A 13,071-nucleotide genomic window follows, 5' to 3' on the forward strand; every position below is an offset into this window, starting at 1 on the left:
GGAAAAAAGTTCCATTTCCAAGTTTCTCAATTGAAACGACACCGCTGGGTTGTCGACGTCGCATTATCTCGTTGTGATTCAACCACTAGAGGGGTTTCCTCGCATCGCCGAACAACCCTCGTCGGTGCTTGAGACGCAGATCCGTCGCAGAAACAGGCAAGCCTGATCCCACAGACAGCAAAAGGCAGATAATTCAGGCAACTTTCCAAAATTCCCACAAATCGGGCATATTCGGATTGACAGACGGCCTTACCGTGGACCTCTTTGAGCCTCTCGGCCGCTGCCTTCGCTTTCCGTGAGCGACATTGTCATCGGCTGACCATCGGCATCTCGGTTCGGACGACATGAGACATCGGAAAGGACATGCCGACCCGTTGGATATGCCCGATCACAGCCCTTCGAACCCGGTCGTTCGCGACGAGATTTGGAGACGGGGCGCTGAAGGTCAGGGTGGCGGAATCCGGGTGCCGTCACAACCCCTGAGGGACGGGACGAGGCCCGGATCGAAGGCTAGGCGGCGCGGCGCGGCAGTGCCGACTGCAATCTCCATGGGAAACAGCGTGCGAAACACGTGTTTTCCTGCGGTTTCACCTCTCCAAAATCGCTACGCTCCGGCGGATTGGGGAGACGCCGACGCCGATGCTGACCGACCATCGCTATCAGGAAATCCTGTCCCGTCTGAACGGGACGGGACGGGTCGGGGTCTCCGACGTCGCCGCCTATCTCAGGGTGTCCGAGGAAACCATCAGGCGCGACCTCAAGGTGCTGGAGGAGCGCGGCGTCCTTCGCCGGATCCACGGAGGCGCGGTGCCGCCTCGCCTGGACCAGGACCGGCCTCTGCACGAGCGGGGCAAGACCAATCCTCGGGAGAAGGCCAAAGTGGCCGCGAATGCCGAGGGGCTGATCCGCGACGGGATGTCGATCTTCATCGACACGGGCACGACGACGCTGGCCTTCGCGCGGCGCCTGAGCGGGCGCAACCTGACGGTCACGACGAATTCCATCGACGTCGCGCTCCATCTCGGCAACGGCCCGGCGCGGGTCAACCTGACGCCGGGGATGCTGCGGGCGAGGGACAACGCCCTCGTCGGCTACGAGACGGTCGCCTACGCGCAGCGGTTCTACTTCGATCTCGCCTTCATGGGCATCGCGGCCTGCGACATCACCCATGGCTGGATGGATTACGAGGAGCACGAATCCGCGTTGCGGAAGGTCCTCAGAGGCCAGGCGCGCCAGAGCGTGCTGCTCGCCGATTCCCGCAAGTTCGGTCGGCAGGCGAACCTCTGCACCTTCGGACTCTCGGAACGGCTCACCCTCGTCACAGACCGGCCGCCGCCGCAGCCGTTCCTGGATCATTTCACCCAGCATGACATCGACCTCATCAGTTCCTGATACGGCAGCGGCGGCGCGCGCGTTCCACGCGCAGTTTGCGGACATCTCCACCTGCGGCGCGACGGGAGGTGGCGGTATCACCCGGCTCTGTGCCTCCGCCGCCGACGGCGAGGCCCGTCACCGCTTCGCCGACGCCGCCCGTGAGGCTGGGGCCGAGATCCTCGTCGACGCAGTCGGCAACCAATTCGCCCTGTTCCGCCTCTCGGGTATCCCCGGCGCCCCGCTGGTGATGATGGGCTCCCATCTCGACAGCCAGCCCAAGGCGGGCCGCTTCGACGGCACCTACGGTGTGGTAGCGGCCGGCTGCATCGGCGCGTCCCTGATGCGGGCGAGACACGCGGGCGAGACCTTCGCAGCGGATTTCTGCGCGGTGAACTGGACCGGCGAGGAGGGCGCGCGCTTCCGGCCGAGTCTGCTCGGCAGCAGCACCTATGCGGGTTCGCGCCGTATCGAGGAGGCGCTCTCGAGCCGCGACGATGCCGGCATCACTCTGTGCGAGGCGCTGGACGCGATCGGCTTTCTCGGCACGGACCGGCCGCCGCCGCTTCCCGCCTGCTACCTGGAGCTCCATGTCGAGCAGGGTCTCGTTCTGGAGAAAGCGAAGGCGGCCATCGGCCTCGTCACCCGCAACTGGGGGGCGGCGAAGATCGACGTGGTCTTCACCGGCGAGCAGGCCCATACCGGCCCGACCCCGATGCCGCGCCGTCGCGACGCGCTGCTGGCCGCTGCCTACCTCATCGCCGAGGTCAGGGAGATCGCCGAGCGCTGGCCGGGCCGCTTCCATTCCTCGGTGGGACGGCTTCTGGTGGAGCCGAACTCCCCCAACGTGGTCCCGGCGCGGGTGGAACTCAGCGTGGAGTTGCGCACGGCCGATGACCGACTGCTCACCGAGGCGAGCCTGATGGCGGAGGCGGCGATCGCCGAGGCCGCGAGCCGTGCCGGCATCTCGTCGACGATCACCGGCCGGACACTGCGGCCGATCCGCATTTTGCCGGAAGCCGTATGCGATCTCGTCGCCACCTGCGCGGAGGAGGCGTCCCTGCGGTCGTTGCGGATGGATACGGTGGCCGGCCACGATGCGATCAGCCTGCTCGGTCAATGCCCGACCGGCATCGTCTTCGTTCCCAGCGTCGACGGCGTCGCGCATAACGAGGCCGAGCTGACCAGGCCCGCGGACCTCGAAGCCGGGCTGGCGGTGGGATTGCGGGCCGCATGGCGCCTCTGCCGCGCCGGTGGATCTCCGGAACGCGCCTTGCTCTTCAAGCGGCCGGACGAGGCGTCCGGAGCGGTGAGATGATTCCCTTCGGCGAGGCCACCACCCCTTTCGACCGCCGCGTCGAAGCCATCATCGCCGCGCGGCCGGACTGGATCGCCCGGCATCCGCGCTATGCGCTGCATGCGGCGGCGGTGGCGTCCCCGACCCATCGGGCCGTCGCTTCGGATTGCGTCCTGATCACGTTCCGCGAAGGCGCGCCGGTCTTCCTCAAGATCCGCCACTCCGACATGGCGAAGGATGTGACGCCCCTGGCGGGGGAGGCGGCGCGCAAGGCCGCCCGCCTCGGCGTCGCGCCGGAGGTGGTCCACGATGCCGACGGGGCGCTCGGCCTCGCCTACCTGCCCGAGCCCTGGCGCTACGCCCGCGTCGGCGACCTTCAGGACAAGACCCTCCTGGCACGGGCACTGGACGCCAAGAAGCGGCTCCACGGCGACAGCCTCCTCGGCCTTCGCGTCTGCCCCTTCGAGCGGATCGCGCGCCTGGCTAAAGAGGCCCGCGCCGTCGGCGCTCCGCTTCCCGACGGGACCGATCGCCTCGTGGCGACGGCCGCCCTCATCCGCGAGGCGATCCACGCTTCGGGAATCGACATCCGCTTCTGCCACAATGACGGCATCGCCTCGAACATCATGATCGGGGAGGGCGATGCGCCCGGAATGAAGGACGTCCGGCTCGTCGATTTCGACCTCTCCGGCGACAACGACCCCTGGTTCGATGTCGGCGCCCTCGTCAACGAGGTCTGCGCCTTCGAGCCAGAGCGGCGCGAAGCAGTCGAGCATCATGCCGGCCGGTTCGACGAACGCCTCTACAACCGCTGCCGCCTCTACGGCGCCGTCGACGACGTGATGGGCGGCCTCTGGGGCGTCACCCGCGCGATCACCTCGGTTCGCGGCGGGATCGAGTTCTACAAATACGGGACCTGGCGGCTCCTGCACGCGCGCACGACCGTCGGTGCGCCTGATTTCGAAAGCTGGCTTCGCCGGCTGTGACACGGGCATCCGAGAGCGAAGGCACTGGACGGTGATGGGCTGGAAGGGCTTGGGCGACGGCATCAGCGAGGGCGAGCGCGCCCTGGAGGGCATCCTCGCGCGGGTCGCCTCGTGGCAGGGCCGGCCGCTCCGTTACCGGCCGGTGGCGGGCGGGATCAGCAACACCAACTGGCGCGTCGCCATCGGCGGGACGCAGGATTACTTCGTGAAGATGCCCGGTCGCGGCACGGAGATGTTCATCACCCGCGATTGCGCCAACGATGCCAGCCGGCGCGCCCATGCCTGCGGCTACGGCGTCGAGGTCGTCGACTACCTGCCCGATGCCGGCGTCGAGATCTTCGCTTTCGTCGAGGGCTACCGCGCCTCCTCGAACCTCGACTTCCTGCGCCCCGCCGTGCGCCACAATGCCGTGCATGCCCTCAAGGCCTTCAACGATTCCGCGCCGCTCGGGCTGACGAAGACGATCTTCGAGATGATCGAGGAGCATGTCGATCAGGTGGCGGAGGTGGGCGGCCGGCTTCCCGCCGACCAGGCCTACCTGATGCGCTGCTTGGCCGAGGCGAAGCTGGCCATGACGGCCTCCGGCCTCGATCTCGTGCCCTGCATGAACGACACTTTGGCCGGCAACTTCATGATCGACGACGCGGACAGGGTGCTGCTCGTCGATTTCGAATACGCCTCCAATAACGAGCGCGCCTACGAACTCGCCCTCTGGTTCGATGAGATGGCGTTCCCGGACGCGATCGAGCGCGAGATGATCGAGGCCTATTTCGGCCGCTGGTCCCCCGAGATCGAGGCGCGCATCGCGGTCCTGAAGGCCCTGGGCGATCTCAAATGGGCGACCTGGGCGATGATCCAGGAAGCCGTCTCGACCCTCGATTTCGATTATTACAAATACGGGACCTGGAAGCACATGCGCGCCCGCACCCTCTTCCACCATTCCGACTGGCCGCTCTGGCTGAGGCGCCTGTGATGGTGGGCATGGACGCATCGCCGTTTCCAGCCGGGGAGGGGGGCACGAAAGCGGATTTCCTCGCCTTCGCCCACCGCCTCGCCGATTTCGCCGCCCCCCTCGCCCGGCATTACTTCCGCACCGAACTGCCGGTGGAAGCCAAGGCCGATGCCAGTCCGGTCACCGCCGCCGACCGCGCCATCGAATCCCTCCTGCGTGCCGAAATTCGCAGCGTCTATCCCGATCACGGCATCCTCGGTGAGGAGGAGGGCGGCGATTTCGAGCGGCCACTCACCTGGGTGATCGACCCCATCGACGGCACCAAGAGCTTCATCACCGGCATGCCGCTCTTCGGCACGCTCATCGCCCTGGTCTCGGACGGGCGTCCGATCCTCGGCGTCATCGATATGCCGGCGCTCGGTGAGCGCTGGTGCGGCACATGCGAGGCCGCGTGGTTCGGCGATCGGCCCGCGCGGACGAGCGACAGGTCGCTCGCGGAGGCCCGCCTGTTCGCCACCTCCCCGGACATCTTCGAAGGTCCGGATGCGGATGCCTTCGCCTCGCTCAGCCAGGCGGCCGGACTGCGCCGCTTCGGCGGCGATTGCTATGCCTACGGCCTTCTCGCCTGCGGCCATTGCGACCTCGTGGTGGAAGCGGGGCTCCAAGTCTACGACGTGATGGCCCTCGTGCCCGTGGTTGAGGGGGCTGGCGGAGTGATGACAGACTGGGACGGACAGGCCCTGACCCCCGCCTTCGACGGCCGGGTCGTCGCCGCGGCCAATGCCAGCCTTCACGCCGACGCCCTTCGCTATCTGCGCGCCTGACATCCGCGCCTGTCATCCCGCGTCCAAGCTGGTATACCTGATACCAAATTGAACGAGAGGGGATGTCCGATGACTGTTCTGTTCCATCACGCGGCCGCGCTCGAGCACCGCACGCCCCATGGCCATCCCGAGCGGCCCGAGCGCATGAAGGCGGTTCAGGAAGCCCTCGGCACACCGGATTTCTCACGTCTCGACCGTCGATCGCCCGAGGCGGCGGCACTCGAATCGGTGTTCCTCGCCCATCCCGAGGACTGGGTCCGCGCGATCCTCGGCTCGGTTCCCACAGAGGGCCTGACCCATCTCGATTCCGACACCGTACTCTCGCCGGGGACGATGGACTGCGTCCTGCGCGGCGTCGGAGCCGCGGTGCAGGGCGTCGACCTCGTGATGACGGGCGCGGCCCGCAACGTCTTCTCGGCCATGCGCCCGCCGGGTCACCATGCGGAGCGCACCAAGGCGATGGGCTTCTGCGTCTTCAACAACGCCGCGATCGCCGCCTTGCACGCCCGGACGGTTCATGGGGCGGAACGCGTCGCCATCGTCGATTGGGACGTGCATCACGGTAACGGCACGCAGGACATCGTCTGGGACGACCCATCGGTCCTGTTCTGCTCGACCCATCAGATGCCGCTCTATCCCGGTAGCGGCGCGGTCTCCGAACACGGCGAGCACGGCACGATCGTCAACGCGCCGCTCAAGCCCTTCGCCGACGGCGACGCCTTCAAAGAGGCGATGCGAAGCCGCATCCTGACGCGTCTCGAGGAGTTCAAGCCCGACCTGATCGTCATCTCGGCAGGGTTCGATGCGCATTGGCGCGATCCGCTGGCCAACCTGATGCTGGAGGCGGAGGATTTCGCCTGGGCCACGGGCAAGGTGATGGAAATCGCCGACCGCACCTGCGGCGGCAGGATCGTATCGCTGCTGGAGGGCGGCTACGACCTCAAGGGCCTCGGCGACTCGGTCGCCGCTCACGTGTCCATGCTGGCGGGGGCGTGAAGATGTCTCCGGGAGGTCGTCGCCCTTGACGCGGCCGGCGTCCACCACCTCGAAACATCGCGTATTGTATGAAAGTACACATTCACATCCGAGAACTATGTCGGATCCGGATATGGCAAAGCTCGGGACGGATCCTAGATAAAGGAGCTCACATTTCCCAACGCGGGCGCAGCGCTCGTGTCACGATGCTTCACTAAGGCCTGCGCCAGCCGGCCAAGTGCTCGGCGGACCGGCAGAACGATCGCTTTCTCGTGATACGATTGGGATGATACGGGAGTCGGTCTTCTGCTACGGCGGCTGATCGGCGCGAATCGACCGACGGCATCGCCGTCGCCGAAGGTCGACATTACGGTACAGAATGGACGCATGACGCAACTGAGAGACGCCCGGACGGCCGATCCTGCCATACTTGCCAGCCAGGATACCGACCTCTCCGATCTCGGTCCCGATCTCACCGTCTGCGACCGCGAGCCGATCCATATTCCGGGGGCGATCCAGCCGCACGGCGTTCTGCTGATCGCGAACGCCGAGGACCAGAGCGTGGTCGGGGGCGCCGGCGACATCGAGGGCCTGCTTGCCGCAGAATGGTCCGGGCGAACCTTGCCGGACCTCCTCGGTGAGGCGTGCGCGGCCCGTCTGCGCGATGCGCCGCATGACGAGACCGCCGTGATCGGGCCGGTCACGGGCAGGGACACGACGATGGACGCCATCGCCCGCTTCCAGGACGGGCAATGGCTGATCCAGCTCGAGCCGCAGGCGTCGATATGGAGCGATGCCGCCAGCCTCCTGGGCTGGCTCGACCGTGCCGGCGGCGCCCTCGAGCGGGCCGCCGACCTCAAGGCTCTCTGCGAGAGGGCAGCGATCTCGTTTCGCGAGTTGACCGGCTTCGACCGGGTGATGATCTATCGCTTCCTCGACGACGATGCGGGCGTGGTCATCGCGGAGAGCCGGGTTCCGGAACTGGGCAGCTTCCTGCACCACCACTTCCCCGCCTCCGACATCCCGAAACAGGCACGCGCGCTCTACATCCGCAACCGCGTCCGGGTGATCCCCGACGTCACCTATACGCCGCAGCCGCTACGTCCGAAGGAAATGTCCCGGCTCGACCTGAGCGACATCGACCTGCGCAGCGTCTCGCCGATCCATCTCCAGTATCTGCGCAACATGGACGTCGCGGCCTCGGCCTCGATTTCCATCGTCAAGGACGGCATCCTGTGGGGGCTCGTGGCCTGCCACAACAGTACGCCCCGCAGCCTCGCCTTTGGACAGCGCATGGCCTGTCAGGCCCTGGCGGGAAGCCTCGCGCGCCAGGTCAGGGCGCGGGAGGAGGCCGAGGATTACCGAGAGCGCCTGCAGCTGCGCAGCGCCGAGGACGTCGTCTCCGCGAAGGTCCTCGGCGAAGCTCCCCTCGCCGACATCCTGATCGAGGCGAGCGAAGATCTGCGCCGCATGCTCGGCGCCGACGGCTTCGCGCTCCTGCAGGGCAGGGATCTTCACCAGACCGGGCGCTGCGCCGACGAGATCGACCTGCGCGAGATCGCGGCTTGGGTCCGGACCGTGGGCGGGGCGCAGGCCCTTCATACCCATTCTCTCAGCAAGCGCTTTCCACGAGCCGCCGCCTATCGCTCGCTCGCGAGCGGCCTCCTCGCCGTGGTCCTCTCGGGAGAAGAGCCGATCATCCTGATGTGGTTCAGGGCCGAGCGGATCGAAGTCGTCAACTGGGCCGGCAATCCGCACAAGGCCGCGAACACCATCGGCGGCGTCCTGAGCCCGCGCGCCTCCTTCGAGGCCTGGACCGAGGAGGTCCACGGCCACGCCAAGCCCTGGACCCTGCCCGAAATCGAGGCGGCCCAGCGCATCGTGCGCGAGCTCTACGAGGCGCGCCAGACCCGGCGCATCCGCGAGCTCAACCGCGAGCTCGCCGCCACCGTGGCGGACAAGGAGAGCCTGCTGGTCCAGAAGGATTACCTGATCAAGGAAGTGAACCATCGCGTGCAGAACAGCCTGCAGCTGGTCTCGGCCTTCCTCGCCCTGCAGGCGAGGGCGGAAGGCAATGCGGGCCTCAGCGACGCGCTGAGCGAAGCGCAGCGCCGTCTCGCCGCCGTGGCTTTGGTACACCGGCGGCTCTACAGCGACGACAATGTCGAGATGATCGACCTGGCGCGCTATCTCGACGATCTCGTTTCCGAGATGAAGTCGTCGATGGGTATCGAATGGGCGGAGCAGTTCAGCACCGATTTCGCCCCCATCATCATCCCCACCGACTCGGCGGTGAATATCGGCCTGATCCTGACCGAGCTCGTCATCAACGCCAACAAATACGCCTATGCCGGTGCGGTCGGGCCGATCGCCATCAGTCTCGAACAGCATCGCCACCGCTTCCGCCTGATCGTCGCCGACCAGGGCCAGGGAAAAACCGGCACGCGCAGCGGCTTCGGTACGCGGATGCTCAACGCGATGGTCGACCGCCTCGGCGGAACCATCGAGAACACGAACAACCGGCCAGGCTTGAGGGTGATCCTGACGGCCTCGATCGGCGCGCCCGAGCCGGCCCCCGCGCCATGAATCGCGCGGCCCTCGGCGCGAGCGATCTCGCGAGCCCGCAGGTGCGACCGACCCTGACGGACCGGCTCCGCGAGGAGACGCGAGATCTTCACGAGGATCTCGAAGGCCGGCTCGATTGGCGCAGGCGCATGGCGACGCCGGAGGGATACCGTGACCTGCTCACCCGCTGGTGGGGATTTCACCGGGTGTTCGAGCCTGCCGTCGCCGTGGCCTTCGGGGCCGATTTCGCGCAGCCGCGCCGCAAGCTCCATCTGCTGGAACGGGACCTCGGTCATTTCGGAATGACGACGGAGGTGATCGAGGCTCTGCCGCGTTTTTCTCCGGGCGAGGGCTTCGACGATCGTGCCTCGATCCTCGGCGCACTTTACGTGACGGAGGGATCGACGCTCGGCGGGCAGGTCATCGCCCATCACATCCGCAGAAGCCTCGGTGACGCGATCGCCTCCGACGGATGCGCCTATTACGAAAGCTACGGGAAGCGGGACATCGCGGCGATGTGGGCGTCGTTCCGGGTCTTCCTCGATCGATCGGGCGAGGACGACGAGCCGAACCGGATCATCGACGGCGCGCGATGGACGTTCGCCGCCCTCGCGATCTGGCTCACCGGCGGAGTCCCGCTCCGGTCCGGCTCGGACGCGACGGCGGCTCGCTGACGGTGGATCGAATCACCCGGCGTCGATCGCCCGGCCGCCATAGGTCTCGAAGGACGTCATCACCTTCTCGGTCAGCCCGTCATCGAGGGCGACGGTGACGCGAATCGCTCCCTCCAAGGCAGGCTCGCCCTCGGTGCCCTCCTTGAGACGGCCATCCTCGATATCGGCGCGGGCCGCTTCGGTCCCGGCGGTGTTGTCTTCGCCGGCAGGGGCGATGGTCACGGCGCTCCTGTCGATCCCGTGTTCCTGAACGAGATGCTCGACGGCGGTCTCGGCATCGCGGCGGCTCTTGAACTCGGCTGACATCGACTTCGACATGATCACGGATCCGGGGTTTATCCTCAGGCTTTGTGAACCCTCGACAGGGGGAAAGGTTCAGCACCGGACGAGGGCCGACCTCGCCCTCGCAGCCTGCGGCGCGAGGGCAGTCGGAAGGGCGGAGCCGTCATTCGATCCTGGACGGGGCCCGGTACAATCTTCGTTTTTTGCGGTACGCTCAGCGCAACATCCGGGTGTTTCGACGCAAACAATTGTTGTCGATCGGATGAGGCCCGGTTAAGTGCGGCGCATGCCTAAGCTCGAATCTCTCCTGGACCGTCTCAAAGCTCGCCAGCGCGCCCTGATCCTGGAGGCAGCGGAGCATGAAACGATGCCGGCCGACAGCACCCTGCGCCGCATCGCGGAGCTGGAGAATGCGATCGCTGCGGTGGAAGCCGTCCTCGACGAGACCCGGGCCCTTGCCCGCTAGCCAGACCGGGCTGAACGAGCATAGTCGACCAGGGCGCCGGATGAATTTTCATGCCCTAATGGCCGGTGCCTTGATGGCGAGCATCGCGGCATCCGCGAGCACAGTGGCATCGGCAAATCCCGTGGCTTCGGCAAATCCCGCAGCTTCGGAAAGCGGCGCGTCACAGGAGACACCGGCTCCCAAAGGCGATCTCGATTTCCTCGAACGGCGCTGGCACAAATGCGTGCGGCAGGCCTTTTCCGGACAGCCCGCCGGCATGGCGATCCATGCCGCTCAGAAGGCGGCTTTGGCCGAGTGCAAGCCCCTGGAGAACGAATACGTCTCCGCGATGCTGGTGGCCCAGGCCGCCGAGGCGGAGGCCCGGCGACAGGGCAAGCAATCGATCGGAGCGAAGGCGAGGGGCTGGGCTTCCTCCCTCCTCTCCTACGTGGTCGAGCCGGTCAGTTCATGGATCGACGCCTGGCGGAAATAGGGTTTCTTGCGCGACGGATTCAGGCCGTGCCCAGCTGCAATCCGGGCACGGCCGAGAGCAGGTCGCGGGTGTAGGCATGTTCGGGCTGGCGGAACAGGTCCGCGGTCCGCCGCTGTTCCACGATCCCGCCACGATGCATGTCGCCGTCGGGGATGACGCGGAATTCGAGCTTGCCGATCTGCGGCGCGCCGATCGGGCTGCCGGGCTCGTATTTGGCGAAGCACGCCGCGACCGTTCTCGATGGCGGTGATGCGGTACGGTCCGGTGCCGATGGGAGCCTTCGAGAATTTATCGAGGCCGACCTTGCGGAAATAGGCGGCCGGGAAGGTCGGGGTCGGGCCGGCGAGGTATTCGAGGGCGGCCGGGAACGCGGTCTTGAGGTGGATGCGGAGGGTGCGGGCATCGACCACCTCCGCCGACTTCATCCAGTCGACGTTCTGCTTCGTCACCGTGCGGGCTTCCCTGCCGCCGGTGCCGCCCGGCGGCGTCTGAGGGATCAGCCGTTGCGGAACGTGTAGCTGTAGCCGTTGAGGGCCGGCGCGCCGCCGAGATGGGCGTAGAGCACCTTCGAGCCCTTGGGGAAGAAGCCCTTCCGGGTGAGGTCGATCATGCCCTGCATCGACTTTCCCTCGTAGACCGGATCGGTGATCATCGCTTCCAGCCGCGCCGAGAGCCGGATCGCCTCGATGGTCTCCTTCGAGGGCACGCCGTAGACCGGGTAGGCGTAATCCTCGTTGAGCACGACGTCGTCGGCAACGATGGCCGGGGCGCCGATGAGGGCCGCCGTCTTCTGGGCGATGTCGAGCACCTGCGCTTTGGTCTGGGCCGGTGTGAAGGAGGCGTCGATACCGATGACGTTGCGGGCGCGCCCGTCGGCGGCGAAACCCACCACCATGCCCGCATGGGTCGAACCGGTGACGGTGCAGACCACGATGTAGTCGAAATGGATGCCCATCTCGGCTTCCTGCCTCCGCACTTCCTCGGCGAAGCCGACATAGCCGAGGCCGCCGAACTTGTGCACCGAGGCGCCGGCCGGAATCGCGTAGGGCTTGCCGCCCTTGGCCTTCACGTCCTCCAGGGCCGCCGTCCAGCTCTCGCGGATACCGATATCGAAGCCCTCGTCCACGAGCTGCGTCTCGGCGCCCATGATGCGCGAGAGCAGGATGTTGCCGACCCGGTCGTAGACCGCGTCCTCGTGCGGAACCCAGGCTTCCTGGATCAGCCGGCACTTCATGCCGATCTTGGCGGCCACCGCCGCGACCATGCGGGTGTGGTTCGACTGTACGCCGCCGATGGAGACCAGCGTATCGGCCCCGCTCGCGATGGCGTCGGGCACGATATATTCGAGCTTGCGCAGCTTGTTGCCGCCATAGGCGAGGCCGGAATTACAATCCTCGCGCTTAGCGTAGATCTCGACATCGCCGCCGAGATAATCGGTCAGGCGCGACAGCTTCTCGATCGGGCTCGGGCCGAAGGTGAGAGGGTAGCGCTCGAATTTCGACAGCATGGTGTGACGCGTCCTCGACGGGAAGAGTGCCGAAACGCTATCAAACGAGATGCGAAAGGTGCTCTCGAAGATCAGTGATTTTTAGGTCTTCAAAATTGCTTCCTTCGCGTCTTTCGCCTCAGATCCTCCGCGCATTCGAGAGACTACGAGAGAATCTTCCATGCGGCCTGCCTCTCCGAATCCCTTGGACCGGATCGACCTGAAGATCCTGCGCCTGCTCCAGGCCGATGGACGGATGAACAATGCCGAGATCGCCAAGCGGGTGAATACCAGCGCGGCCACCTGCCACCGCCGGACGCAGCGCATGTTCGACGAGGGCTACATCCGTGGCGTCCATGCGCAGATCGCGCCGGAGAAGGTCGGGCGCGGCTCGCTCGTCATCGTCGGGGTGGTGCTCGACCGCTCGACGCCGGAAAGCTTCGCCGCCTTCGAGGCCGCCGCCCAGGCGATGCCGACGATGCTCGACTGCCATCTCGTGGCCGGCGATTTCGACTATTTCCTCAAGATCCGCGTGCGCGACATGGCGGATTTCAACCGGCTCCACAGCAACATCCTGATCGCGCTGCCCGGCGTGCGCCAGACGCGGACGTTCTTCGTGATGAAGGAGGTGGTCGACAATGCGCCGATGGATCTCTGACGACACACCTTGCGCAAGGTCCTATCGCGGGTCCATCGCGCGCCGCACCGCCGCCCGGGGGAT

General features: G+C 66.5%; 13 protein-coding genes and 1 pseudogene. 11 read left to right on the forward strand and 3 right to left on the reverse strand.

The window, feature by feature from the left end; all coding sequences use genetic code 11:
* Positions 1–639 precede the first annotated feature (639 nt).
* The 8 genes from A3OK_RS0104245 to A3OK_RS23250 all read left to right on the forward strand — a co-directional run bounded on the left by A3OK_RS0104245 (position 640) and on the right by A3OK_RS23250 (position 9,644).
* Positions 640–1,392 carry a DeoR/GlpR family DNA-binding transcription regulator gene (locus tag A3OK_RS0104245; RefSeq protein WP_019903690.1) on the forward strand — a complete coding sequence of 251 codons (753 nt, stop codon included), beginning with the start codon at positions 640–642 and terminating at the stop codon, positions 1,390–1,392.
* Positions 1,367–2,689, forward strand: coding sequence for a Zn-dependent hydrolase (locus tag A3OK_RS0104250; RefSeq protein WP_019903691.1), 1,323 nt, complete (start codon positions 1,367–1,369; stop codon positions 2,687–2,689). Before A3OK_RS0104245 ends, A3OK_RS0104250 begins: the two co-directional genes overlap by 26 nt.
* Positions 2,686–3,654, forward strand: a complete 969-nt coding sequence (locus A3OK_RS0104255; RefSeq protein ID WP_019903692.1) for a phosphotransferase — start codon at positions 2,686–2,688, stop codon at positions 3,652–3,654. Before A3OK_RS0104250 ends, A3OK_RS0104255 begins: the two co-directional genes overlap by 4 nt.
* A 34-nt stretch (positions 3,655–3,688) precedes the next feature.
* Complete coding sequence (locus A3OK_RS0104260) at positions 3,689–4,627, forward strand: phosphotransferase (protein WP_019903693.1); 939 nt, start codon at positions 3,689–3,691, stop codon at positions 4,625–4,627.
* 8 nt (positions 4,628–4,635) lie between these two features.
* Positions 4,636–5,430, forward strand: a complete 795-nt coding sequence (hisN, locus tag A3OK_RS0104265; RefSeq protein WP_026596924.1) for a histidinol-phosphatase — start codon at positions 4,636–4,638, stop codon at positions 5,428–5,430.
* 69 nt (positions 5,431–5,499) lie between these two features.
* On the forward strand, positions 5,500–6,426 hold the full coding sequence (locus A3OK_RS0104270; protein WP_019903695.1) for a histone deacetylase family protein: 927 nt from the start codon (positions 5,500–5,502) through the stop codon (positions 6,424–6,426).
* Positions 6,427–6,792: 366 nt separating this feature from the next.
* Positions 6,793–8,991, forward strand: coding sequence for a histidine kinase dimerization/phosphoacceptor domain -containing protein (locus A3OK_RS0104275; protein ID WP_019903696.1), 2,199 nt, complete (start codon positions 6,793–6,795; stop codon positions 8,989–8,991).
* Positions 8,988–9,644: a biliverdin-producing heme oxygenase gene (locus A3OK_RS23250; RefSeq protein WP_019903697.1), complete on the forward strand. Its 657-nt coding sequence runs from the start codon at positions 8,988–8,990 to the stop codon at positions 9,642–9,644. The genes A3OK_RS0104275 and A3OK_RS23250 overlap by 4 nt, the downstream gene beginning before the upstream one ends.
* A 12-nt stretch (positions 9,645–9,656) precedes the next feature.
* On the opposite strand, the gene A3OK_RS0104285 is transcribed toward A3OK_RS23250, so the two are convergent.
* Entirely contained in the window at positions 9,657–9,962 is a 306-nt protein-coding gene (locus tag A3OK_RS0104285; protein WP_036302565.1) for a hypothetical protein, read from the reverse strand.
* Between the two features lie 250 nt (positions 9,963–10,212).
* Between A3OK_RS0104285 and A3OK_RS0104290 the strand changes: the two genes are divergently transcribed.
* Positions 10,213–10,392: a hypothetical protein gene (locus tag A3OK_RS0104290; protein ID WP_018043340.1), complete on the forward strand. Its 180-nt coding sequence runs from the start codon at positions 10,213–10,215 to the stop codon at positions 10,390–10,392.
* Positions 10,393–10,648: 256 nt separating this feature from the next.
* Entirely contained in the window at positions 10,649–10,864 is a 216-nt protein-coding gene (locus A3OK_RS24515) for a hypothetical protein (RefSeq protein ID WP_245259308.1), read from the forward strand.
* Between the two features lie 19 nt (positions 10,865–10,883).
* Here the strand turns inward: A3OK_RS24515 and A3OK_RS23475 are convergent.
* Together A3OK_RS23475 and A3OK_RS0104310 are read right to left on the reverse strand one after the other, a co-directional pair.
* Positions 10,884–11,325: pseudogene (locus tag A3OK_RS23475) on the reverse strand (ABC transporter substrate-binding protein); the annotation flags it as partial.
* A 35-nt stretch (positions 11,326–11,360) separates the two neighbouring features.
* Positions 11,361–12,371, reverse strand: a complete 1,011-nt coding sequence (locus A3OK_RS0104310; protein WP_019903702.1) for a 1-aminocyclopropane-1-carboxylate deaminase — start codon at positions 12,369–12,371, stop codon at positions 11,361–11,363.
* A gap of 160 nt (positions 12,372–12,531) precedes the next feature.
* On the opposite strand from A3OK_RS0104310, the gene A3OK_RS0104315 reads away from it, so the two are divergent.
* On the forward strand, positions 12,532–13,008 hold the full coding sequence (locus A3OK_RS0104315) for an Lrp/AsnC family transcriptional regulator (RefSeq protein ID WP_026596926.1): 477 nt from the start codon (positions 12,532–12,534) through the stop codon (positions 13,006–13,008).
* Positions 13,009–13,071: the final 63 nt, after the last annotated feature.

The sequence above is a fragment of the Methylobacterium sp. 77 genome (assembly GCF_000372825.1).
In the GTDB taxonomy this organism is placed as follows: domain Bacteria; phylum Pseudomonadota; class Alphaproteobacteria; order Rhizobiales; family Beijerinckiaceae; genus Methylobacterium.